Annotated in this window: 23 protein-coding genes; 13 read left to right on the forward strand and 10 right to left on the reverse strand. The window is 62.5% G+C overall.

All coding sequences use genetic code 11. The annotated features are described in order from the left end of the window. Positions 1–54: 54 nt before the first annotated feature. Positions 55–480: an OsmC family protein gene (locus RAS12_RS02905; RefSeq protein ID WP_306944995.1), complete on the reverse strand. Its 426-nt coding sequence runs from the start codon at positions 478–480 to the stop codon at positions 55–57. A gap of 275 nt (positions 481–755) precedes the next feature. Here RAS12_RS02905 and RAS12_RS02910 point away from each other — a divergent pair, with 275 nt between their 5' ends. The 6 genes from RAS12_RS02910 to RAS12_RS02935 all read left to right on the forward strand — a co-directional run bounded on the left by RAS12_RS02910 (position 756) and on the right by RAS12_RS02935 (position 6315). Next, positions 756–1910: an ABC transporter substrate-binding protein gene (locus RAS12_RS02910; protein WP_306944996.1), complete on the forward strand. Its 1155-nt coding sequence runs from the start codon at positions 756–758 to the stop codon at positions 1908–1910. Between the two features lie 178 nt (positions 1911–2088). Further along, positions 2089–3000 (forward strand): ectoine/hydroxyectoine ABC transporter substrate-binding protein EhuB, encoded by a 912-nt coding sequence (gene ehuB, locus RAS12_RS02915; RefSeq protein WP_306944997.1) that lies wholly within the window; start codon positions 2089–2091, stop codon positions 2998–3000. Positions 3001–3009: 9 nt separating this feature from the next. Then, positions 3010–3663, forward strand: a complete 654-nt coding sequence (gene ehuC / locus RAS12_RS02920) for an ectoine/hydroxyectoine ABC transporter permease subunit EhuC (protein ID WP_306944998.1) — start codon at positions 3010–3012, stop codon at positions 3661–3663. Beyond that, the gene (gene ehuD, locus RAS12_RS02925; protein ID WP_306944999.1) at positions 3660–4331 is read left to right on the forward strand and encodes an ectoine/hydroxyectoine ABC transporter permease subunit EhuD; all 672 of its coding nucleotides are present in this window, start codon (positions 3660–3662) and stop codon (positions 4329–4331) included. The genes ehuC and ehuD overlap by 4 nt, the downstream gene beginning before the upstream one ends. After that, a complete protein-coding gene (gene ehuA / locus RAS12_RS02930) occupies positions 4328–5098 on the forward strand; it encodes an ectoine/hydroxyectoine ABC transporter ATP-binding protein EhuA (protein WP_306945000.1) in 771 nt (256 codons plus the stop codon). Before ehuD ends, ehuA begins: the two co-directional genes overlap by 4 nt. Positions 5099–5202: 104 nt before the next feature. Further along, on the forward strand, positions 5203–6315 hold the full coding sequence (locus tag RAS12_RS02935) for an NADH:flavin oxidoreductase/NADH oxidase (protein ID WP_306945001.1): 1113 nt from the start codon (positions 5203–5205) through the stop codon (positions 6313–6315). A gap of 75 nt (positions 6316–6390) precedes the next feature. Here the strand turns inward: RAS12_RS02935 and RAS12_RS02940 are convergent, their stop codons facing one another. Genes RAS12_RS02940 through RAS12_RS02950 form a run of 3 tightly spaced genes read right to left on the reverse strand, consistent with a single transcriptional unit; the run spans position 6391 to position 8338 of the window. Continuing rightward, positions 6391–7077 (reverse strand): dUTPase, encoded by a 687-nt coding sequence (locus tag RAS12_RS02940; RefSeq protein ID WP_306945002.1) that lies wholly within the window; start codon positions 7075–7077, stop codon positions 6391–6393. A gap of 57 nt (positions 7078–7134) precedes the next feature. Then, complete coding sequence (locus RAS12_RS02945) at positions 7135–7686, reverse strand: hypothetical protein (protein ID WP_306945003.1); 552 nt, start codon at positions 7684–7686, stop codon at positions 7135–7137. Positions 7687–7699: 13 nt separating this feature from the next. Next, on the reverse strand, positions 7700–8338 hold the full coding sequence (locus RAS12_RS02950) for a DedA family protein (protein ID WP_306945004.1): 639 nt from the start codon (positions 8336–8338) through the stop codon (positions 7700–7702). A 107-nt stretch (positions 8339–8445) separates the two neighbouring features. On the opposite strand from RAS12_RS02950, the gene RAS12_RS02955 reads away from it, so the two are divergent. After that, positions 8446–9486 carry a metal-dependent hydrolase gene (locus RAS12_RS02955; protein ID WP_306945005.1) on the forward strand — a complete coding sequence of 347 codons (1041 nt, stop codon included), beginning with the start codon at positions 8446–8448 and terminating at the stop codon, positions 9484–9486. A 16-nt stretch (positions 9487–9502) separates the two neighbouring features. On the opposite strand, the gene RAS12_RS02960 is transcribed toward RAS12_RS02955, so the two are convergent. Next, a complete protein-coding gene (locus tag RAS12_RS02960) occupies positions 9503–10162 on the reverse strand; it encodes a CerR family C-terminal domain-containing protein (RefSeq protein ID WP_306945006.1) in 660 nt (219 codons plus the stop codon). Between the two features lie 8 nt (positions 10163–10170). Then, positions 10171–11421, reverse strand: coding sequence for a M24 family metallopeptidase (locus RAS12_RS02965; RefSeq protein WP_306945007.1), 1251 nt, complete (start codon positions 11419–11421; stop codon positions 10171–10173). A gap of 220 nt (positions 11422–11641) precedes the next feature. On the opposite strand from RAS12_RS02965, the gene RAS12_RS02970 reads away from it, so the two are divergent. The 5 genes from RAS12_RS02970 (at position 11642) to RAS12_RS02990 (ending at position 15903) form a co-directional block, all read left to right on the forward strand. Next, a complete protein-coding gene (locus tag RAS12_RS02970) occupies positions 11642–12409 on the forward strand; it encodes an IclR family transcriptional regulator (RefSeq protein WP_306945008.1) in 768 nt (255 codons plus the stop codon). 63 nt (positions 12410–12472) lie between these two features. After that, positions 12473–13177 (forward strand): dipeptidase PepE, encoded by a 705-nt coding sequence (gene pepE / locus RAS12_RS02975; protein ID WP_306945009.1) that lies wholly within the window; start codon positions 12473–12475, stop codon positions 13175–13177. After that, positions 13174–14103 carry a DUF1177 domain-containing protein gene (locus RAS12_RS02980; protein ID WP_306945010.1) on the forward strand — a complete coding sequence of 310 codons (930 nt, stop codon included), beginning with the start codon at positions 13174–13176 and terminating at the stop codon, positions 14101–14103. The genes pepE and RAS12_RS02980 overlap by 4 nt, the downstream gene beginning before the upstream one ends. Beyond that, on the forward strand, positions 14100–14798 hold the full coding sequence (locus tag RAS12_RS02985; protein WP_306945011.1) for an AroM family protein: 699 nt from the start codon (positions 14100–14102) through the stop codon (positions 14796–14798). Before RAS12_RS02980 ends, RAS12_RS02985 begins: the two co-directional genes overlap by 4 nt. A 115-nt stretch (positions 14799–14913) precedes the next feature. After that, on the forward strand, positions 14914–15903 hold the full coding sequence (locus RAS12_RS02990; protein ID WP_306945012.1) for a Bug family tripartite tricarboxylate transporter substrate binding protein: 990 nt from the start codon (positions 14914–14916) through the stop codon (positions 15901–15903). A 237-nt stretch (positions 15904–16140) separates the two neighbouring features. On the opposite strand, the gene coaBC is transcribed toward RAS12_RS02990, so the two are convergent. The 4 genes from coaBC to RAS12_RS03010 all read right to left on the reverse strand — a co-directional run bounded on the left by coaBC (position 16141) and on the right by RAS12_RS03010 (position 21877). Then, positions 16141–17337: a bifunctional phosphopantothenoylcysteine decarboxylase/phosphopantothenate--cysteine ligase CoaBC gene (gene coaBC, locus RAS12_RS02995; RefSeq protein WP_306945013.1), complete on the reverse strand. Its 1197-nt coding sequence runs from the start codon at positions 17335–17337 to the stop codon at positions 16141–16143. Between the two features lie 184 nt (positions 17338–17521). Next, entirely contained in the window at positions 17522–18058 is a 537-nt protein-coding gene (gene lspA, locus RAS12_RS03000) for a signal peptidase II (RefSeq protein ID WP_306945014.1), read from the reverse strand. Positions 18059–18060: 2 nt separating this feature from the next. After that, a complete protein-coding gene (ileS, locus tag RAS12_RS03005) occupies positions 18061–20922 on the reverse strand; it encodes an isoleucine--tRNA ligase (RefSeq protein WP_306945015.1) in 2862 nt (953 codons plus the stop codon). Further along, on the reverse strand, positions 20912–21877 hold the full coding sequence (locus tag RAS12_RS03010) for a bifunctional riboflavin kinase/FAD synthetase (RefSeq protein ID WP_306945016.1): 966 nt from the start codon (positions 21875–21877) through the stop codon (positions 20912–20914). The genes ileS and RAS12_RS03010 overlap by 11 nt, the downstream gene beginning before the upstream one ends. A 191-nt stretch (positions 21878–22068) precedes the next feature. On the opposite strand from RAS12_RS03010, the gene purN reads away from it, so the two are divergent. Then, the gene (gene purN, locus RAS12_RS03015; protein ID WP_306945017.1) at positions 22069–22734 is read left to right on the forward strand and encodes a phosphoribosylglycinamide formyltransferase; all 666 of its coding nucleotides are present in this window, start codon (positions 22069–22071) and stop codon (positions 22732–22734) included. Positions 22735–23874 lie beyond the last annotated feature (1140 nt).

The raw sequence follows: 23874 nt of genomic DNA on the forward strand, positions 1-23874 counted from the left end.
GGATAGGGGCGCCCAATGGCGCGCGACGCCGCGCGCCATTGAACCAGGCCGGGATCAGGACTTCAGCTTGGCTTCCATGGTGATCTTGGCTTTGAGCACCTTGGACACCGGGCAGCCAGTTTCAGCCTTGCGGGCAGCTTCCTCGAAAGCCTGGGCGGTGGCGCCAGGAATGACGGCTTCCACGGTCAGATGAACGGCGGTGATCGAAAAACCATCATCCACTTTGTCCAGCGTGACTTCGGCCTTGGTGTCCAGGCTGGTCGCAGTCAGGCCGGCTTCGGACAGGATGTTGGATAGCGCCATGGTGAAGCAGCCAGCGTGGGCGGCGCCCAGCAGTTCTTCGGGGTTGGTGCCCGGGGTGTCGCCAAAGCGGGTGTTGAAGCCATAGGGCTGGCTTTTGAGTGCGCCGCTTTGTGTTGAGATCGTGCCCTTGCCAGTCTTCAGATCGCCCGACCAGGCGGCGGATGCGGTTTTCTTCATATTGACTCTCCTGTAGTGGGGCGCGCCGGTCCTGAGCGCGTCCGGTGTAGGGGGCGCGATCCGCCACTGAAGGCGGGGCGCTGTGCCTGAACGGCATCGTTGATGATACGGCGGGCAAGGGGGGGCGGCGCGTAAGCCACCGGTGCGCAACGGCAAGCCGATGTAACGGCAGGCCGCAGAAGAGTGGGGCTCAAGGCTTGGGCAGATCAAGGATTGGATCTGGCGCATCAGGCAAAATAGCGGCACTGCTTCAATTCATCCCAAGAGCCGCTGTCATGTCCCGCAATATTCGCCGCTATGCTTGCGCTGTCGCGCTGGTCTTTCCCTTCTTGTCCGCTCAGGCGGAAATTGTGATCGGCGTAGACGTATCCACTACCGGCCCTGCGGCCGCGATTGGCATTCAGACCAATAACGCCATCCGCCTGTGGCCCGCCACGCTGGGCGGCGAACCTGCCCGCTATGTGGTGCTGGACGACGGCACGGATGTCAGCCGCGCGGTGAAGAACCTGCGCAAGCTCACCTCTGAAGACCGTGTCGACGCAATCGTCGGCCCGAACACCACAGCAGCCGCGTTGGCCGGGCTGGACGTGCTGGCCGAAACCAAGACGCCGATGATCGCGCTGGCGGCGTCCAGCGTCATCGTCGAGCCTCTGTCCGATCCCAAGCGCGCGTGGGTCTTCAAGATGCCGCAGAACGATTCGCTGATGGCGACTGCGCTGGTCGATGATATGAAGAAAAAGGGCCTGAAGAATGTGGCCTTCATTGGTTTCGCCGATTCGTATGGCGACAGTTGGTGGAAGGAGTTCAACGCGGCCGCGGGATCAGATTTGAAGATCGTGGGAGAGGAACGCTTTCAGCGCACGGATGCTTCGGTCGTGGGGCAGGTGTTGAAAATTATCGCTACCAAGCCCGATGCGGTGCTGATTGCTGGCGCGGGCACGCCTTCGGCCTTACCGCAGAAGACGCTGCTGGAACGGGGTTACACGGGCGCTATTTATCAGACGCACGGCATTGGCACGCTGGAATTCTTGCAGGTGGGGGGTAAGGATGTGGAAGGCACCTTGTTTCCGACCGGCCCGGGCGTCGTCGCGCGGGAGCTGCCCGATAGCAATCCGGTCAAGAAGGTGGCCGTCGCGTTCGCGGACAAGTACGAAAAGCAATATGGCGCCAACACCTTGACCCAGTTCGCAGGCGACGCCTACGGGGCTTGGATGCTGCTGGATTCCGCCGTGGCGCGGGCGCTTAAGACCGGCGCCAAGCCCGGCACGCCCGAGTTCCGCGCCGCCTTGCGCGATGCGTTGGAAAACACGCGGGATTTGGTCGTGCCCAATGGCGTCTTGAACATTTCCAAGGACAACCATCAGGGTTTCGATGAGCGCGCACGAGTCATGGGCATCGTCAAGAACGGCCGTTTTTCTTACGCGCAATAGCTCCGGATATATCGCACTACCGTTAGTAACTTGTTCTAACGCGCCATAGGGCAACCGTCCCTAAAAGCAGGCTCAGGCCTGCTTTTTTACGCCTATATCATTCGTATCGAAATCATTTAATAGCGTATTATTTTTAGTGAAGCCATATATGTGGAAATAATTCAGGGAGAAAATAACGATGGTCTTGCTTCGATCCAGACGCGTACTTCTGGCTTTAAGCCTGGGCATGTTGGCGGCATGTTCGGACTCCGGTTCCGGCAAAGCGCCAGCGGCAGGCAATACGCCGTCAGCCGCAGCCAGCACGCTGGAAGCCGCCAAATCCGCAGGCAAGATCCGCATCGGCTACGCCAACGAGGCCCCCTTTGCGTACATGGATAGCAAAGAAGCCAAAGTCACGGGTGAATCGGTGGAAATCGCCCGCGTTGTGCTTAAACGTATGGGCATCAATGAAGTGGATGGCGTGCTGACCGAATTCGGCTCCCTGATTCCGGGCTTGGCAGCCAAGCGCTTCGACATCATCGCTGCCGGTATGTACGTGACGCCTGAACGTTGCCAGCAGGTGGCGTTTTCAGATCCGACCTACGGCGTGGGCGAGGCCTTTCTGGTGAAAGAGGGCAACCCCAAAAATCTGCACAGCTACGAAGATGTCGTGAAGAATTCCGACGCAAAGCTGGGCGTGGTGGTAGGGGCAATCGAAGGCGACTACGCGCAAAAGGTGAATGTGCCTTCCGGCCAGATGGTCGTGTTCCCCGATGCGGTCAGCGCCTTGTCGGGCGTGCAGGCAGGGCGCGCCGACGCGTACGCCGCGACCGCACTGACCATTAACGACCTGATGGGCAAGACGCAGGACGGCAGTGGTCTGGAAAAAGCGGTTCCCTTCACGGATCCGGTGATCGACGGCAAGGGCGTGCGGGGCTACGGCGCGTTTGCCTTCCGCACCGATGACAAGGCGTTTGCTGACGCCTTCAACGCTGAGTTGGCCAAGTTCATCGGCACGGATGAGCACAAGAAACTAGTGGCGCCGTTCGGCTTCACTGACCAGGAGCTGCCCCAAGGGGTGACCGCAGCCAAGCTCTGCGCCGGACAGTAAGGGCCGCCGATGCAACAGGTTTCGGAACATATCGCCGAGCTGGTCCCCCCGTTGCTGGAAGGGTTGGCCGTCACGCTTGAAATCATGGCAGGCGCGGTTGTGCTGGCGGTGCCGCTGGCACTGGCCTCGGGCATCGGCCGCCTGTCCCCCTTGCGGCCAGTGCGCTGGTTGGCATCGATCTATGTCGAGGTTTTCCGGGGCACGTCCGCGCTGGTGCAGCTGTTCTGGTTTTACTTCGTGCTGCCTCTGTTTGGCGTGCAACTGCCGGCCATGCTGGTGGGCATCGTGGTGTTGGCATTGAACGCCGGCGCCTACGGGGCCGAAGTGGTGCGTGGCGCGATCCGCGCCGTGCCACCAGGACAGCGGGAAGCGGGGGTGGCCCTGAACCTGACGCGCGCGCAGATCATGCGCCGCATCGTGGTGCCGCAGGCATTGCCGGCCATGCTGCCGCCTGCGGGCAATCTGCTGATCGAGCTGATGAAGAACACCGCCCTGGTCTCGTTGATCACCATTACCGATCTGACGTTCCGCGGCCAGCTGTTGCGCAGTGAAACCCTGCGGACAACCGAGATCTTCGCGTTAATGTTGCTGCTGTATTTCGCGGTGGCCCTGTTGATTACGGGTGGTGTGCGCCTGCTTGAACGGAGGGTCCGCATCCGATGACACCCATCTTTGATTGGTCTTTTGCGCTGGAAATCCTGCCCACGCTGGCGTCGGCGCTGGTCATCACCATTCAGGCCACGGTGCTGGGCATGCTGGTGGCCGTTACCTTGGGTCTGGTGCTTGCGATGCTGCGCCGCTCAAGGCTGCGGATTGTGTCGCTGCCGACAGCGTTCGTGATCGAGTTTGTGCGCAGCACGCCGCTGCTCGTGCAACTGTATTTCCTGTTCTATGTGCTGCCGTTGACAGGGGCGCAGATGGCGCCGCTGACCACGGGTATCGTCGCGCTCGGCGTGCACTACGCCACCTATTGCGCGGAGGTCTACCGGGCAGGTATCGAAGCGGTGCCGCGCGGCCAATGGGAAGCGGCAACGGCACTGAACATGTCACGCTGGCGCACCGCGATCGGCGTGGTATTGCCGCAAGCCATTCCGCCCGTGGTGCCTGCGCTGGGTAACTACCTGGTGGCAATGTTCAAAGACACGCCGCTGCTGTCGGCGATCACCGTGGTGGAACTGTTGCAGCAAAGCAAGATGATCGGATCGGCAACGTTCCGGTACACCGAACCCCTGACCTTGGTGGGCGTGCTGTTCCTGGCCTTGAGCCTGGTGGCAGCGTGGGGCGTGCGCGGCCTGGAGGCCCGCCTGCAACGATATGGAGGAAAGCGATGAGCGCCAGCTTGAACATCAAAAATTTGCATAAGCGATACGGAGAGCTGGAGGTGTTGCGCGGCATCAATCTGGATATTCCATCAGGGCAAACCGTGGCGGTCATCGGCCCGTCGGGCTCGGGTAAATCGACCTTGCTGCGGGTGTTGATGACGCTGGACCAGCCCAGCAGCGGCGATATTGAAATCGATGGCCAGTCCATGTGGACGGATGAACAGGGCCGGCCTGTCGGCGCGAATTCCGAGCATCTGCGCAAAGTGCGCGGCAAGATCGGCATGGTGTTCCAGCACTTCAACCTGTTCCCCCACATGACCGCGCTGGGCAATGCGATGGAAGCGCCCGTGCACGTGCTGGGCATGACGCGGGATCAGGCGCGTGAACGCGCCGTGGAGTATCTGGACATGGTGGGGTTGGGCGACAAGCTGGATGTCTATCCGGCGCAGTTGTCTGGCGGCCAAAAGCAGCGCGTGGGCATTGCGCGGGCGTTGGCCATGTGTCCCGAGATCATGCTGTTTGATGAGGTGACATCGGCGCTTGATCCAGAACTCGTGGGCGGCATCTTGCAAATCCTGCGGGATTTGTCCGCCCGCCGCAGCATGACGATGATCATCGTTACCCACCAGATGAAATTCGCGGAACGCAGTTCTGACCGCACGCTGTTCTTTGACGAAGGCAATATTGTCGAGGACGCGGAATCTTCGGTGCTGTTCAGCCAGCCCAAAGAAGCGCGTACGCGCCAGTTTCTGGATTCGGTGATCGAAGGGCAATAGGGGGGCCAACCCAGGGGATTTAACCCTGACGCGGGCGTTGGGATTTACGCTGCCGTCAACTGCGAGCGCTATGCTGTGCCGTCCAACGCCCTGGAGTTCCCAGCATGAGTCAATTGTTCAGCCCCACATCGGTCGGTAATGTCGATCTGGTCAACCGCATTGTCATTGCACCGATGTGTGAATACTCGGCCGAAGAGGGCCGTGCTACCGATTGGCACATGATCCACCTGGGTCATCTGGCGCTGTCTGGGGCTGCGTTGCTGTTCACGGAAGCTACCGCCGTTGAACCCGACGGCCGGATTTCCCCGGGAGACCTGGGGCTGTGGTCCGACGAAACCGAAAGCGCGCTCGGACGGGTGGTGGACGCCATTCGCCGCTATTCGCCCATCAAACTGGGCATCCAGCTGGGCCATGCGGGCCGCAAGGCATCCAGCGATGCGCCTTGGAATGGCGGGCAACTGGTGCCGGCCAGCCAAGGCGGCTGGCAAGGGTGGGCGCCGTCCGCCATTGCGCACAATGCCTCCGAACCGCCGCCTCATGCTTTGGATGACGCCGGTCTGGCGCGGGTCCGCGATGCCTTTGTTGATAGCGCCCGGCGCGCCATACGCCTGGGTTTCGACGCGATTGAGCTGCATGCTGCGCATGGCTATCTGCTGCATCAGTTTCTGTCGCCGCTGTCGAACCAGCGCCAGGATGCTTATGGCGGTTCACTGGAAAACCGTATGCGCTTCCCGCTGGAAGTCTTTCAGGCGCTGCGCGAAGTCACGCCGCCTTCCGTAGCGCTGGGCGTGCGCGTGTCGGCCACGGATTGGGTGGACGGCGGCTGGGATCTGGAACAAACCCTGGTGTTTGCGCAGTTGCTGAAAGAGCGCGGCTGTGAGTTCATCGACGTGTCCAGCGGCGGGGTGTCCTCGCAGCAAAAGATTCCGGTGGGCCCGAACTACCAGGTGCCGTTTGCCGACGAAATCAAGCGTCGTGTGGGCATGCCCACCATTACCGTCGGCCTCATTACCGAAGCGCAGCAAGCGGAAGACATCATTGTTCAGGGGCAGGCCGACATGGTCGCGCTGGCGCGCGGCATGCTGTATGACCCGCGCTGGCCGTGGCACGCGGCCGCGCAATTGGGCGGGCAAGTGACTGCGCCCCGTCAATACTGGCGCTCGCAACCGCGCGAACAAAAGGAACTCTTCGGCGAAACACGCTTCGGCCAACGTTGAACGACATCGCACCGACTAAAAAAATGCCGCCTGAACATAAACAGGCGGCATTTTTCTTGTGTGGCGGCGGGCAGCTTACAAGCGTGAGTAAGCCTGTTCCAGCTCGCGTTGCAAGCTGTCGGCAAAGTCGGCGCTGGCCGGGTCCAGCTGCGCCAGCAGGCGGGCCAGCACGACGTTGTCTTCTTCGCCGTTCCAGATCTTGATGTAGGTGCCTTCCTTGTAGCCATGTTGCTGGCGGAAGATGTTCAGCACGTTTTTCGACACGTATTGCGTGTAGGCGTCGTTCCAGCTCATCTGGCAAGCCGTCATGGTCTGTTCCAGCACCTTGTAGCTGGCACGGCCGCAGACGGCCAGGCCGCCGATCAGTTCCAGCAATTCGGGCACCGTCAGCGCGTCCAGCGCATAGGCCTTGCCGTCCAGCGTTACCGAAGCGGGGGTGGCCAGATCGGCCATCAGCGCGCTAGACGCGGCATCTTGCTTGCCGCCAGCGGCAACAATCGTGTGCGACAGGTAGAAGTGCAGGATATCCACCAGTTCCATCTGCACCTGGGGCAGGTCGATGGTTTGCTTCTTCCACCACTTCCAGCCGTAGTGTTCCAGCGCCTCGGCGGATTCAACGAAAGCGGCGCGCAGAAAGCGTGCTCCGCCGTTAACCCAGTCGGGATTGATCATGCTGTTCAAGTAGTCCTGCAACTTCAGCATCGTGGCCGCTTGGGCCTGGTTCAATCCGACAACGTTATTCACTTTCACTCCGAGGTTCATAGGGTCTTTGCAACTGCGGCGGAAATGTTAGCACCATTGCCGGCCGGCCTTGCGGCATCAGCCCCCGTCCTTGCGGTACGACGACTGCTTCAGTGGCGGAAGCTTGTCCTGGAGCGTCTTGCGCGGATTGCGCACGCCGCTGGCTGCCTTGAAGAGCATAAAGGCGAAGAATCCCAGGAAAATGGCGGGCACCAGTTGGTCCAGGTCGAAATGCGGGTTGCGCAGCGCCCGGAAGCCGATGTTCACGGCGGCCCAGCCGGCCAGCATGCCCGCAATCGTCAAAATGATGCCAATCTTGCGCTGGCGCGCGCGACGCGCCATGGACACCGTGCCTTCGTCAGACTGCTGGGGAGCAGTCGAGCCGGGCGGATTGGTGCTAGCCCGTGATTGCAAAGGGGGCAGGGCGGGCTTGCCCCAAGGGGCCGTGGACAGGGAATCAGCAGTAGTTGCCGGGACAGGCCGCGAGGCGGGTGCGGCAATGGGGCTGGCCGCCTGCCGGCTGGCTTCACGCTTATCGGGCACCCGGCCGGGTGTCGTGCCGCCCGCGCGCGTCAGGTTTTCGATGTAGCGCGCAAAGTCGCCATCTTTCGGCTCGGAATCAATAGCCATGCCCTTCTCCGGTTCAAGTGCCGCGACGTTGGCGCGCCGGTTGACGGCGCTTGCGCAGCATAGCGAGCAGAAGCCCGCATCCTAGCAGGACGGAGAGACCTGCGCCGATCATCATGGCGATCTGCTGGGCGTTCTCGGCGGTGCCCAGGCTGCGCGCGGTGATATAACCCGGCGCCAGCATCAGCGGCATCCATAAAAGGGCAGACAAGACATTGGCCAGTTGAAAACGGCTTTGCGCCATGCCCATGACGCCCGCGACTGTCGGGATGGTTGAGCGGATCGGACCCAGAAACCGGCCGATCAGCACCGAGGCGAAGCCATAACGGTAGAAGAACAATCGTGCGCGCGCCACGCCGGTGCGTTGCTGCTTGAGCGGCCAGCGGCGCAGTGCAGTGGGGCCAACCCAGCGGCCCAGCCAATAAGACAGCGCGTCACCGACGATGGCGCCGGCAATGCCCCAGGTGATGACACCCCAGGGGTCCAGCGTGCCTGCGCCGATCAGGCCGCCCGTCAGCAGCATTAACGCTGTCGCGGGAATGAACAACCCCAGCAGCACCATGGATTCGCCCAACGTCAGCAAAAAAGTGATCGGGCCGGCCCATACCTGGTTGGCCTCGATGAACTGGCCGATCTGGTCTATATAGTGATCCATAAACGCTTAGTTGAAAATTAGCTGAATGCAATCGGGTATCTTAACGCCTGCTTTGATGGCAAGTTGTTAACTAGGCTGTCTGATTGATGCTTAATCGTTGAGGGACTATGGATTCGGTGACACAAGCGGTGCTGGGCGCGGGCATACAGGGGGCGATGCTGGGGCGCTTTCAGGGGCGGCGGGCGCTGATTTACGGCGCGGCGCTGGCCACCGTGCCGGATCTGGACGTCTTGATGCGCTATCCAGACCCGGTGTCGCTGATGACCTATCACCGGGGTTTTTCGCATTCCATCTTTGTGCTGACCGGCCTGGCGCTCTTCTTGACGTGGCTGATCCGGAAATACTGGCCGCAAGCGCCATACGGGGGGCGCAGGTTGTTCCTGACCTTATGGCTGGTACTGGTGACGCATCCCGTGTTGGACGCCTTCACCGTTTACGGTACGCAGCTGTTCTGGCCGTGGGCGTCCATACCTGAAAGCTGGTCGGCAATTTTCATTATCGACCCGATCTACACCGTGCCTTTACTGCTGGGAGTCCTGTTTGCCATCGCAGTCGGCATGACCGGTCTGGCCCGCCGTCTGCTGACAGTTGCGCTGATTTTCAGCACGGCGTACCTGGGTTTCGGACTGGCTGGCCGGATTGCCGCTGAAAACCGCGTGCGCGACGCGATGCAGCAGCAGGGTATTGCCGTCACGGAGCTGCGGGCTGTGTCTACACCGTTCAACACGCTGGTGTGGCGCGTGATCGCCAAGACGTCAGATGGCAATTACTACGAAGCGGTCAGCAGCCTGTTCGACCGAGGCCAGCCCGAATGGCTGCGCCAGCCGCTGAATCTGGATCTTGCCCGTGCCTTGGCGGACGTACCGCTGCACGAGCGCTTGCGCTGGTTCACGGATAACTGGCTGCGGTATGACGCCATCGGCGGCGCGCTGGTGGTGACCGACCTACGCATGGGCATGGCTGGACACTACACCTTTCGCTTCAAAATGGCCGAACGTGCGCCGGATGGCAGTTGGAAGCCGGTTACGCCATCTGCGTGGCCGAGCGAAAGAGGCGGGTGGGCCGAGATGAAACTGGTGCTGTCCCGCATCTTTCATGAACAGCCGCCGTTGCCACTGGCAGAGTGGTCGACGTTGTCGCTGAAGTAGGCGCAGCCGATTCGGCTCAAGCGCAGGCGGCTATCGCCATGCTTCCAACCATTGCAGCAATGTCCGCAACGTCTTTTTCCGACAAGGCTTCTACGCCAAGCCGGCGCAAAAGCGTCTCGCGCGCAACGGCAAACGCGAGCGCTTGGCCCAGGATCGCGTGAGCGCGAAGAATGGGCGCGCGGTCGCCGCGCGCTTCTTCCCGGCTGTCCGCAACCAGGTCCGCGACGCTCTGGTGCAGCGGTTGGAATAGACGCGCGTAAAGCGCATCGAATTGGTCCGTGGGCTGGAGCTGCTCGCGCGCCAGCAGCAGACTGCCGGCGGTAGATGTCTTGGAATCAAGCAAGGCAAAAACAAAGTCCTGCATCAGCACCCCGAGCGCTGCACTAGCCGCGCCGCCAGACGCGACCGCTGGCCGGGGCAGGTCAAGGCGCAGGACAATGTTCGCCGCCACATGCTCGAGAACGGCCGTATAAACGCCTTCCTTGCCGCCGAAGTGGTAGGGAATCGCGGATTGATTCACCCGCGCTTCTTCCACCAGTTGCCGGGTGCGCACGCCGTCGAATCCAAGACGGCCAAACAGCGTCAAGCCTGCCTGGATGAGCCGTTCGCGGGTTTCGCGGCTGCGTGCATTAAGAGTGTCTTGATCGATCATCGATGTCGTTATGTTCTGGCTCATTCATCCAGCTAACAATCTGCGTGCATGAGCCATGTGGAGTTCTCGTTCAACGCTATGCCGGCAGCCTGGCCGACAAGAACGGTGCCGCCGATATTAGCCATGTGGCGGCCAAAGGCGCAATTTGGTTCGAAGGCAAAACACATTCCTTCTTGTAGCGGCACGTCGCGTCCCACCGTGGGCAGCCGTTTGAGCGCAGGATACCGGGCGGCTTCGGGCAGCGATTCGATGCCGGGCGCCGTGCCAAACCCCACGGGACCATAGGGATTGATGCTGTGAATCAACGGATGCACGTGCCAGCCGCCGGCATCCAGCAAAGGCGCTTCCATAGCATCGACCACATACCCGAACGTATTGCCCGGTTTCAGAGCCCGAATACCTGCTTCGTAGCTCGCGCGCGCAACTTCCGCCGCGCGCAAGATGTCGGGGTGAACAGCGCCGATCGCAACGGCGGCCTGATGTTGCGTCTCCATCATCCCGTACAAGGCAAAAATCTCAGACAGAACGAGATCACCCTCACGCAGAATCCGCGGTTGCTGGGCGCGGTATTGCCAGGCCGCGGGCCCCCAGCCGATAAATTCGGGTCCAGAACCTAACAGGATCTCTGCGGTATAGCCGCCCATTGAAAAACACGTGGCTGTCACTGCGGCGACCAGGGTGGCTTCGGACACGCCAGGTCTTGCGGTGGCCCGCAGCGTTTCACTCATTGCTTCGCCAATATTGGCGGCGTGGCGCAACAAGGCCTGTTCTTCCTGGCTTTTGACAGAGGCGCGTTGGAAGAACGGCCGGAATACCGGTACGAAAGTCGCCTGGGGCAGCGCCGCCTCCAAGCCCTGGAGCGTGCGGGCGGGCATTGCGCCATCGAAATAAAAAGGCGGATAGGGCTCCAAACCGATCACGCCGATGCGCGGTGCATTCATGTGCAGGCTTGCCAGCCAAGCCCCGACATCGCGGCCGGTCTTGCCGACATGCAACTGCTCGGGGGCGATCCACTGCTGATCTCCGTGCAGCGCGGCCTGCATGTGATCGGCCACCATCAGCGACGCAAACGTGTAGACCCGCGGAGGCGCATCGCCCACAAAGACCACCATCGATCCTGGCCGGTCGTTGGTGAAATAGCAGTCATGCGCAAAACCAGCGGGAGCAGCGGCCTCCCGGTCGCCGTAAACAATCAACGCCTCCAGGCCTTCGGCCGCCATGAGGTCGCGGGCGAGTTGCCAGCGGCGGTCGCGTTCAGTCAGGGAAAGAGTGGGTGAGGACATGCTTGGCGCGCTCCGGTTAAAGCGATTAAGGTCCGGCAAATATAAGTCATTCAAATGAATGATTCAAGTGAATGAATTATTAATAAGTACCGAAAAGTGCCTTGGATGTCCGGATCGCGTGCGTTTGGAGCAAGGCTGGGCCTGACGTTGACCGCCTGCTGATGCTTGGATTATTCTTGTTCTCTATTAAGGAACATCGGTTCCGTTTTATGGAACAAGTATGAGTATTCTAGATGGCGTCCAGCGCGTGCTATCGCTGTACGCAGAAGGCGCGGTCGAACTGAGCTTTACCGATGTGTCTGCGCGCCTGTCCATGCCCAAAAGCACGGCATCCCGTTTGCTGAATCAGATGCAGCACTACGGCATGCTGGATCAGGACGTGGCCACGCGGCGTTATCGCCCCGGCGCCTTGCTGGCGCAAGCCGTGCGTGCGGGAATGACCGCGACTCCGCTGGATGAGGCTTGCCGCATTGTGTTGGCTCGCTTGTCGGAAGACAGCGGGCTGACCGCCTATCTGTCCACGCTCAATCAACGAGAAACCGTGGTGCTGCAACGGTTGAATGGCTCGCATCCGGTGCAAGTGCTGTCGCCTCCGGGTTCCCGGCGCGCTGCATCGGGCACCGCGATGGGCCGTGCTTTGCTGTCGCGTCTGAGCGATACCGAGTTTCAGACCTTGTACGGCCAAGACTCCGCCCAGCCGCTGCCCATGGAAGGCCGGGATTGCCCGGCGACGGTCGGCGATTTGGCGCGGCTTGTCGAACAGACTCGTGCGGACCATTGTGGAGTTGCGATCGATCAAGCCATGCCCGGCATCGGCGCCGTGGCGGCTGCGGTACGCGACCCCGCAACGGGCGAGCTGCGCGGATTGTGCCTGTCGTTTGTGTCGTTCCAAGCCGACGCCGCGCGGGTGGCCCGGCTGCGTGACTCCGTTCTGCAACAGGTCGCCACGCTGGGGCGTGAATTGAATGATCCCTACTGGTTGGCCTGATAACCCCATTCAGATTTGTCCGCGTCAGTGGACACCCCAAACTCCCTCTACGGAATTTCTTCCATGAACCTCTTGCTTCTTAGCAATTCCAGCAGCGACGCCGGTTATCTGGTGCACGCCATGCCCGACATTCGCGAACTGATCGAGTCTGTGCCGCAAGGCGCGCCGGCCGTGTTCCTGCCGTATGCGGGCGTGACGCGCAATTGGGATGACTACACCGCGCTGGTGGTGTCGGCACTGGCGGACACAGGCTTGAATATTCAAGGTCTGCATCGGGCGCAAGACCCGGTGGCTGCATTGGAAGCGGCATCGGTCATCATCGTGGGCGGCGGGAATACATTCAATCTGCTGGGCCAGTTGCGTCGTCAAGGTCTGCTCAGCGTCGTGGCACGCCGGGTACGCCAGGGCGCGGCCTATCTGGGCTGGAGCGCGGGTTCCAACCTGACGTGCCCCAGCATCTGCACCACGAACGATATGCCCATCACGGACCCGGAAGGCTTCGACGCCTTGGGCCTGTTGTCGTTTCAAATCAATCCGCACTACACCAACGCCCATCCGCCCGGACACCGCGGTGAAACGCGCGCCCAGCGCCTGGCAGAGTTCTGCACACTGAATCCCACGATGCCGGTTCTGGGCTTGCCCGAAGGTTCTGCGCTGCGCGTGCGTGGCGACAGTATTGCGTTGGTGGGGCCGCACGATGCGCCCTTGTTCGTGGGTCATCAAGAGCCGCGCGTGTTCCGGCCCGGCCCGCTGGAGATTCCGGCATGAAGCAAGTTATCGACACCATCGAGCTTTTGTCGTCTGCCCACATCACAGGCGAAGCCGTGGCGCAGGTGCTGCGCGAGGCCGGCAATTGCGAGGTGACGGTCACCCGGTTGGAGCGCGATGGCGCCGCCACGGATTTCCTTTCCATCGTGATTCCCGGTGCGGATGACGCCGCGCCGCAGCTCGGTATTGTTGGCCGCTTGGGCGGCATCGGTGCACGCCCCGCGGTGACGGGGCTGGTGTCCGACAGCGACGGCGCGGTCGTGGCTATTGCCGCCGCGCTCAAGCTGATGGCGATGGCTCGTCAGGGCGACGTAATGCCGGGCACGGTGCGCATTCGCACCCATATCTGCCCGCGCGCCGGTACGCGCCCGCACCACCCGGTGCCAATGATGCGTTCGCCTTTTCCCATGCGCGAAATGATGTCGCATGAAGTGGATACGCGCATGGACGCCATCCTGTCGGTGGACACCACGCGTGGCAACCGCCTGGTCAACAAACGCGGCGTGGCGTTGACGCCGGTCGCCAAGCAAGGCTATCTGTTGCGCATTCCCGAAACCATGCTGGACGTAATGGGCTGGGTCAGCGGTGAGCTGCCCGTGACCTTGCCGCTGACCACGCAAGACATCACGCCCTACGAAAACGGTTTGTGGCACGTGAATTCGTTGATGCAGCCTGCGATCGTCACCGACGCGCCGGTGGTCGGTGTGGCGCTGACCGCCCAGACCACCGTTCCCGGTTGTGCAACCGGCGTCACCAATGCCGTGGATGCTGACGTCGCCATGCGCTTTTGTATCGAGATCGCCAAGCTGTACGGCCAGGGCACGATGACGTTTTTCGACGACGCGGAATGGGGCGCGCTGCAACGCCGCTATGGGTCGATGGCTCACCTGCAAACGGTCGGTCATGAAGAAGGCGCCGCGCAATGAGCGCGCTGCAATCTCCGCAATCGCGCCGAGTCGCATTTTTTACCATCGGCGAATCGCCGCGCAGTGATGTCGTACCCGAAATGGCACGGCTGCTGGGCCCGCAAGTGCGCATCGATGAATTCGGAGCGCTTGACGATCTGGACGCGGCGGCATTGGCGGCCATGGCGCCGCGTGCGGGTGAATATCAATTCGCTACGCGCCTGCGTGATGGGACGCAGATTCAGCTGGACGCCGCCGCGGCCGAAGCCCGGTTGGCGCAGGTGATGAGTCAGGCGGACGCCGCCGGTTACGACATGCTGGTGCCTTTATGCACCGGGACGGCAATCGCGCCGATGCGCACCTTGGTGGTTGAGCCGCAGCAGGTCGTGGACCATCTGGTCGCCGGCCTGTCGCAGCATTGCCGCAAGGTCGGCCTGGTCGTGCCTTTGGCCGAGCAAGTCGACTTCTTTCATATGGCCGTGCCCTTGGCCTGCCAGACGCAGGTAGTGCATGCCTCGCCCTACGAAGCAGACCCCGAGCAAGCCGTGCGCAATTTCGCGCAAGCCGGACGGGATCTCGCATCGTGCGATCTGATCGTCATGCACTGCATGGGCTATGCCGAGCGCATGCGCCAAGCGGTTGCGCAGGCATCGGGCCGCCCGGTGCTGCTGTCCAACCGTGTGGTCGCGCAAGCGCTGGCGCAACTTTTGGAATAACGCCGCCGAGAGCACTCCGATGTGTGGCCGCAGGCGAATGCGCCTGCGGCCGCGCCGGGAGAGCGGCGAGGGGAGACGAAGCCCTCTTCGTCAATTCATTGTTTGGAGCATCACCATGTTCAGCCGTACTTTGCAATGCGCCGCAGGCGCACTTTTCGCCGTTACCGCCCTGGCAGCCACTTCCGCGGCGGCAGCCGAAGCGTGGAAGCCGACCAAGCCCGTGCGGCTCTTGGTCGGTTTCGCGCCGGGCGGCTCCGCCGATACCCTGGCCCGCCTGTTGGCCGAGCCGCTTTCGCAGCGCCTGGGCCAGTCGGTCGTCGTTGAAAACCTGGCCGGAGCGGGGGGCAACATCATGGCGTACCGCCTGTCGCAATCGCCTGCCGACGGCTACACCATCGGCATCGCTGCGGCCGGTTCCATGGCCATTACGCACGTCTTGAATCCCAAGGGCACGAACTACAAGCCCGCGGATTTCACGCCCATCACGCTGGCTGCGGTGCAGCCCAACGTGGTCATCGTGAACAAGGATGTGCCGGCCAATAATCTGGCCGAGCTCAAGGACTACTTCCAGAAGACGCCGACGGCGACCTATGGCACCGCCGGCGTGGGCATTTCGAACCATCTGATCGCCGAAACCATGCTGTACAAGATGGGCGTGAAAGTGCCGCATGCCGCGTATCGCGGAGCGGCGCCCGTCATTACCGATTTGCTGGGCGGTCATATCGCGATGACGATGGACAACATCTCCACGGCCGCGCCGCTGGTCTCGCAAGGCAAGGTCAAGGCGATCGCCGTCGCTTCGCTCAAGCGCTCGCCGCAATTGCCCAACGTTCCGACTTTGGACGAGCAAGGTTTGAAGGGTTTTGACATGCCGACATGGCAGGGCGTCTTCGCACCTGCTGGCTTGCCGGCCGATGTGCAGGCGGCCTACTACGCCGCGTTGCAAGACGTGCTGAAACAGCCTTCGGTGATCGAAAAGATGGCGGCTCTGGGCTCTGAACCGGTCACGGGCATGACGGCAGAGAAGACCAGCCAGTTTCTGGAAAACGATCGCAAGCAGTGGGCCGATATCGTGAAGGCCGCGAACATCAGCCTGGAACAGTAATCACCGTGCTCCGTGGCCTTCTGTTCCGTGAACCCTTGGCCGGCAGGTCGAGGGCAGGGCGAGACGTTCTGCCATAGATTTTCCCGCAGGCTACAGCAGTCCGTAGGACAGCTTGAAAAAAACGCCAGGTCCGGTTCTCGGATCTGGCGTTTTTGTTCGTGCTTGGACGATGGGGCTTGCGCGTTCTGGCGCCTGATCCAACCTACGTGTTGGCCGCGCCTCGAAAGGCTCGCCGAATCACGCCGGATAACGCGCGGCAATTTCCGCGATCAAGCGGCGCGCTGCGTCCAGCTTGTCTGCGGCTGGCAGAGGGTGCGCGCCTTGCTCGTCAAACAGCACAAGCTCGGTGGTGTCGGCATCCATGACCTTGTGCGCCAGGTTGCCCACCAGCAGCGGGATGCCCTTGCGGGCGCGCTTGGCTTCGGCGTGTTCGGCAAGCTTTTCGGTTTCCGCCGCGAAGCCCACACACCACGGGCCGTTTTTCAGCTTGGCCACTTCGGCCAGGATGTCCGGATTGGGTTCGAATTCCATCAGCGGCGCGCCGCCGCCTTCACTGGTCTTCTTCAACTTTTGCGTGCTGACATTCTTGACGCGCCAGTCGGCCACCGCAGCTACCGCAATAAAAATGTCCGCATCTGTTGCGCTGGCCATCACGGCGTCATGCATTTGGCGTGCGGTGGTTACCGACAACGCGGTAACGCCGCGCGGGATGGGCAGAAAGGTGGCGCCTGTTATCAGTGTGACGCGAGCGCCGGCTTCGCGGGCGGCGCGCGCCAGGGCGTAGCCGGTCTTGCCCGACGAACGATTACTAAGCACACGCACCGGGTCGACAGGTTCGGACGTGGGGCCAGCAGTCAGCAGCACGTGGCGGCCAGCCAGCAACTTGGGCTGGAAGAATGCGATCAGGTCGGTCAACAGTTCGTGCGCTTCGAGCATGCGGCCGTCGCCCGTTTCGCCGCAGGCCTGTTCTCCGGCCGAAGGACCCAACACGGCGATGCCATCTGCGCGCAGTTGTTCAACATTGCGCTGCGTGGCCGGGTTGGCCCACATCTCGCGGTTCATGGCAGGCGCCACCAAAAGGGGACAGGCGCGTGCCAGACACAGCGTGGACAGCAAATCGTCGGCCATGCCATGGGCCAGCTTGGCCATGAAGTCGGCGCTGGCGGGAGCAATCAGCACGGCGTCGGCGCCGCGTGTCAGATCGATATGCGCCATGTTGTTGGGCACGCGCGCGTCCCAGGCGTCGATGAACACCGGCCGGCCCGACAGAGCCTGCATGGTGACCGGGGTAATGAAATGCGTGGCTGCTTCGGTCATAACCACGTCAACGGTGGCGCCTTGTTCAGTCATGCGCCGCACCAGCTCGGCGATTTTGTAGCAGGCGATGCCCCCGGTCAGACCGAGGACGATGCGTTTGCGGGCGAGATCGAGCATGAGGGTGGGGCGGCGGGTTCAGCGCCGTGAAATCAAGGAATGGAGGATGATTTTATTCTGCATTGCGGCGTTGCGCCGTTCGCGATGCATTCAGGGGGGCATCAAGTAGGACGAAAGCCTGCTGACGAAGGGCAAGCCGGGGTAGTAGCGCCCCGGATTGCCCGGTATCAGGTTGCGCCCAGTCCTAGGCCTGCGGCTTGGGCTTGCGAGCGCGCAGCAGTTCGTCCAGCACCAGCAGCACGGCGCCGCAGCTGATCCCTACGTCCGCCAGGTTGAAGGCGGGGAAGTACGAGTCGTTCCAATAGAACAACAGAAAGTCCACCACGTGGCCATACACCACCCGGTCGATGACGTTGCCAATGGCGCCGCCCAGGATCAGGGTCAGCGCCAGGCTGAACCGGGGCTGGCCATGCGTGCGGCGCAGGATGATCGTGATCACCACAGCCGCCACGCAGCCCAGGCCCGTGAATAGCCAGCGCTGCCAGCCTTCTTCGGACGCCAGGAAGCTGAAGGCCGCTCCGCGATTGAACAGCAACGTGAAGTCAAAGACCGGCAGCACGTTGACACGTTCGCCATACTGGAACGTCGTGTTGAAGTAGACCTTGGTCAGTTGGTCCAGCACGATGATGGCCAGCGCAAGGGCCAGCCAGCCGGCCACTCGCGCCGGAGCGGCGCGGGTGGGGGCGGCGCCCGTCACTCCCGTATCGGAGGGGCGGGCCATGCTCAAGCCTTGTCGCGGGCTTCGCCCGAGCCAAACAGGTTCGACACGCAACGGCCGCAGATCTCGGGGTTATCCGAGTTTTGGCCGACATCCAAACGCCAATGCCAGCAGCGCTCGCACTTCTTGTGCGCCGACGGCGTGACGTCGATACGGGTTTCACCTTCGCCTGCGTGCACGGTTGCGCGTGAAACGATCAGCACAAACCGCAGGTCGTCGCCCAGGCTGGCCAGCAGTTGCTGATCATCGCCATTGGCGTAGAGATCCACTTCAGCCTGTAGCGACGAACCGATGTCGCCGGCCGTGCGCACTTCTTCCAGCTTGCGCTGGACTTCGGCTCGGATGGCGCGCAGGCGCGTCCACTTGGCCGACAGCGCGTCGGCGTCGGCAAACGGCGGCAGCGCGTGGTAGACCTCGGTGAAGATCGTCGTGCGGGCTGCGTCGGCCTGATGCTTCAATGCGGAACCGACCAATTCCTTCCAGGCTTCTTCTGCCGTGAAGGACAGGATCGGGGCCATCAACTTCAGCAGCGTCTGCGTGATGTCCATCAGCGCTGTTTGCGCCGAGCGGCGGGCAACGCTGCCCGGGGCCGACGTGTACAGACGGTCTTTCAGAATGTCCAGGTAGAACGCGCCCAAGTCTTCCGAGCAGAACGTCTGCAAGCGCGAGACAGCCGGGTGGAAGTCATAGCGTTCGTAGTTGGTCTGCACTTCGGACTGCATCTGCGCCGTCATGGCCAGCGCGTAGCGGTCGATTTCGAACAGCTCGCCATACGGCACGGCTTGCGACACGGCGTCGAAGTCGGCCACGTTGGCCAGCAGGAAGCGCAGCGTGTTGCGGATACGGCGGTAGCCTTCGACCACGCGCTTCAGGATTTCGTCCGAGATGGACAGTTCACCCGAATAGTCGGTGGAAGCGACCCACAAACGCAGGATTTCCGAGCCCAGCGAGTCGGAAATCTTTTGCGGGGCAATCACGTTGCCCACCGACTTGCTCATCTTGCGGCCTTGGCCGTCCACCACGAAGCCGTGCGTGAGCAGCGCCTTGTAGGGCGGTTGGCCGTAAAGCATGCAGCCAGTCAGCAGCGACGAATGGAACCAGCCGCGATGCTGGTCGGAGCCTTCCAGGTACAGATCGGCGGGCCAGCCCAGTTCAGCGCCGTGCGAGCCGGCGAAGTCGCCGTCTTTGCCGCCCAACACCGTGGCGTGCGTGCTGCCAGAATCAAACCACACGTCCAGCGTGTCGCGGTTCTTTTCGTATTGGTCGGCCTCGTCGCCCAGCAGGTCGCGGGGTTCAATGGCTTGCCAGGCTTCAATGCCGCCTTGCTCGACGCGTTGCGCCACTTGTTCCAGCAATTCGGACGTGCGCGGGTGCAGCTCGCCGGTTTCCTTGTGCACGAAGAACGCCATCGGCACACCCCACTGACGCTGGCGCGACAGGGTCCAGTCCGGACGGTTGGCGATCATGGCGTGCAGGCGGGCGCGGCCCCAGGCCGGATAGAACGCCGTGGCATCAATACCGGCCAAGGCCGATTCGCGCAGGGTCGGGCCGCCATCCTTGGGAGCAACGTCCATGCCGGCGAACCATTGGCTGGTGGCGCGGTAGATGATCGGCGTCTTGTGGCGCCAGCAGTGCATGTAGCTGTGCTTGTGCTTTTCCACATGCATCAGCGCGCCCGCTTCCGTCAGCGCTTCGACGATCTTGGGGTTGGCTTCCCAGATGGACAAGCCGCCAAACAGCGCCAGGCTGTCGACGTATTTGCCGTCGCCCATGACCGGGCTGATGATGTCGGCGTCTTTCATGCCGTGCTCTTTGCACGACACAAAGTCTTCAATACCGTAGGCGGGCGCCGAGTGGACGACGCCCGTGCCGGAATCGGCGGTGACGTAATCGCCCAAGTACACGGGGGCCGTGCGGTCATAGGCGGCGTTGAACTGCGCCAGCGGGTGGCGGAATTCAATGCCCGACAGCGCGGCGCCGGGGGCGGTGGCGATGACTTCGCCTTCCAGATGCCATTGCTTCAAGCAGGCTTCGACGCGCTCTTTTGCAATCAGCAGCAGAGGGCCGAACTTGGGCGCGGGCGACACGCGCACCAGCGCGTACTCAATTTCCGGATGCAGGTTCAGCGCCTGGTTGGACGGGATGGTCCAGGGCGTGGTGGTCCAGATGACGATGGCGCCATCGTCCACCGAATTCAAGCCAAAGGCTGTCGCCAGCTTGGCGTGTTCGGCAAACGGGAAAGCGACGTCAACGGCGGGATCTACGCGGTCGGCGTATTCCACTTCGGCTTCGGCCAGGGCCGAGCCGCAGTCAAAACACCAGTTCACGGGCTTCAAGCCGCGGAACACGTAACCCTTATCCAGAATGCGGCCCAGCGCACGGATTTCGTCGGCTTCATTGCTGAAGTTCATCGTCATGTACGGACGATCCCACTCGCCCAGCACGCCCAGACGCTTGAAATCCTTGCGCTGGCGGTCGATCTGCTCAAGCGCGTAAGCGCGAGCCTTCGACTGCACTTCAGCCACGGGCAGGTGCTTGCCGAACTTCTTTTCGATCTGAATTTCGATCGGCATGCCGTGGCAGTCCCAGCCCGGCACGTAATGCGCGTCATAGCCGGCCATGTTGCGGCTCTTGACGATGATGTCCTTCAGGATCTTGTTGACCGCGTGACCGATGTGAATGTCACCGTTTGCGTAGGGCGGGCCGTCGTGCAGCACAAAGCGCGGGCGGCCGCGGCTGGCGGCTCGGATCGCCTGGTAGACGTGGTTTTCCTCCCATTGCGAAATCCAGGCGGGCTCGCGCTTGGCAAGGTCGCCCCGCATGGGGAAGGGGGTTTCGGGCAGGTTGAGGGTCTTTTTATAGTCCATGAACGGCAAAATAGGCGCGCGCGTTTCGCGCGTCTTCGGCGATGGCGGCAGTCAGGGAAGGGAGGTCAGGAAATTTTTCTTCGTCCCGCAGCTTTTGCAGGAATTCGACGCGTACGAGTTTACCGTAAGCGTTGATGGTGTCGTTGAGGAGGTGTGACTCTAACAGCACGCGGCCCCGATCTTCGACTGTCGGCCGCACGCCCAGGCTTGCCACGGCGGGCAGCGGGTGGTCGGCCAGACCATAGACCTGAACCACATAAATGCCTGAACGCGCGGCGCAGCGTTCGGCCACGCGCAGGTTCATGGTGGGAAAACCGAGGGTGCGGCCCAGCTTCTGGCCATGGATGACATGGCCGCTGATATGGAAGGGATGGCCCAGCAGGTGGCGGGCGCGATCCAGATCGCCCACGGCCAGCGATGTGCGGACTTCAGAGCTGGAAATCCGGTGGCCTTGCCGGTCGGTCACGTCAGCCAGCGTCTGCACCTCGAAACCGTGACGCATGCCAGCTTCACGCAGCAAGTCGATATCGCCGCTGCGCTTATGGCCAAAACGGAAGTCTTCGCCCACCAGCAGCCATTTGGCTTGCAGGCCCTGCACCAGCAGGTTTTCAATGAAGGCATTGGCCGACATTTCGGCCAGCCGGGCGTTAAAGCGTTCAACGACGACCTGGGATATGCCGTAACGCGCCAGCGCCGCCAGTTTGTCGCGCAGCCCGGATATCCGGGTAGGCGCCAATTCCGGGCGTTGGTTCAGCGTGGCGAAATATTCCCGCGGATGCGGCTCGAACGTCATGACAGCAGGCATCAGACCCCGCTCGCGGGCGACTTCGCAGACGCGCGCCAGCATGGCCTGGTGTCCGCGATGGACGCCGTCGAAATTGCCGATCGTCAGCGCGCAAGGAGCGCGCCGGTCGGGCGGAGGCAGGGATCGGTAGATGCGCAGCGATGGTTTCACGAGCGAGAGTTTACAATTTTGGATTCCGGGTTTGTTCTTATCCCCCTATCTCTTTGTGCGCCACCGTTGTTTCCGGGGTGCAAGAGGGTGGCGGACAAACCCTTTTGCCCAGGCAATTGGCCCCTTTCGCGGGCAGGAAGCCCATACGTTGGGCGCGCCTTTGGGGGGCTAAAACCTTTGGATTCTCTATCTTGCCGGAAACACAATTCTCTAAGCGCCGCCTTGTCATCCTGATTTCAGGGCGGGGCAGCAATATGCAGGCGCTGGCCGAGGCCTGCCGCCTTGAGGGCTGGCCAGCCGACATCGCCGCCGTCATTGCCAGCCGCCCCGATGCCGGAGGCCTGGAGTGGGCTGCCGGGCAGGGCATTCCCACGGCTGCGCTGTATCACAAGGACTACGCCAGCCGGGACGCCTTCGACACGGCCCTGGCCGCCGAAATCGACCGCTACTCGCCGGACTACGTCATCTTGGCGGGGTTCATGCGCGTTCTGACGCCGGGCTTTGTCAATCATTACGCAGGCAGACTGGTTAATATCCATCCCTCCTTGCTGCCGGCATTTCCCGGGCTGCACACGCACGCCCAGGCCTTGGCCACGGGCGTGCGCGTTCACGGCTGCACGGTGCACTTCGTCACGCCGGTCCTCGACCATGGCCCCATCATTGCGCAGGGCTGTGTGCCTGTTCTGGCCGGGGATACGCCTGAACTGTTGGCCGACCGCGTGCTGGCCGTGGAACATCAGGCTTTTCCGGCCGCAGTGCGCTGGCTGGCCGAAGGTCGGGTTACCCTGACAAACGACCATCGCGTGGACGTGCAGGGAGATCCCGCGCGTCTGTTTAATTGGTCGCCGGCCGCCTGAGCGGCCCCGAATTGCTCTGAATCGCTTTTATCGGGCGGAAACCTTCCGCCCCACTGGAACACACCATGACTAAACCCCAATCTCCGCGTTCTCGTCCGGCAGGCACCCCGAGGGCAGCCTCCGAAGGGCGCGACGGTCGGTCCTTTTTCTCGCGTCCCAAGGGCGACGAGCGCCAAGCTCCCCCGCGGGAGCGTGCTGAGCGTGTGCGCGAAGAGCGCCCCAGCGGCAATCGCGATACCGGCCGTCCGGCGCCGCGCCCGTCCTTCGACGCACCGCGCGGTGAAAACCGGGGCGGTGGCCGTGCAGGCCAAGGCCGTCCGGGTCAGCGTCCTTCTTTTGACGCCCCGCGTGGTGAAAACCGCGGCGGTGAGCGTGGCGCGTACAACTCGGAACGCCGCGAAGGCTCTGGCGGCCGTCCTGATTCGCGTCCGTCCTATGGCAATGGCCCGCGTGGCGAAAACCGTGGCGGCGAACGCGCCTCCTACGGTTCGGAACGCCGCGAAGGCCAGGGCGGCCGTCCTGATTCGCGCCCGTCCTACGGCAATGGCCCGCGTGGCGAAAACCGTGGCGGCGAACGCGCCTCCTACGGTTCGGAGCGCCGCGAAGGTCAGGGCGGCCGTCCTGATTCGCGCCCGTCCTATGGCAATGGCCCGCGTGGCGAAAACCGTGGCGGCGAACGCGCCTCCTACGGTTCGGAGCGCCGCGAAGGCCAGGCTGGTCGTCCTGATTCGCGCCCGTCCTACGGCAATGGCCCGCGTGGCGAAAACCGCGGCGGCGAACGCGCTTCCTACGGTTCGGAACGCCGCGAAGGTCAGGGCGGTCGTCCTGATTCCCGCCCGTCCTATGGCAATGGCCCGCGTGGCGAAAACCGTGGCGGCGAACGCGCTTCCTACGGTTCGGAGCGCCGCGAAGGCCAGGGCGGCCGTCCTGATTCGCGCCCGTCCTATGGCAATGGCCCGCGTGGCGAAAACCGTGGCGGAGAACGCGCTTCCTACGGTTCAGAGCGCCGCGAAGGCCAGGACCGGTCGGATTCGCGCCCGTCCTATAACGCGCCGCGTGGCGAAGAGCGCAGCGGCGAGCGCAACCACGGCGGTGAACGCAACCACGGCGGAGAACGTAACCATTCCGCCGGTTCGCGTG

The sequence above is a fragment of the Achromobacter seleniivolatilans genome (assembly GCF_030864005.1).
Taxonomy (GTDB): domain Bacteria; phylum Pseudomonadota; class Gammaproteobacteria; order Burkholderiales; family Burkholderiaceae_B; genus Achromobacter; species Achromobacter seleniivolatilans.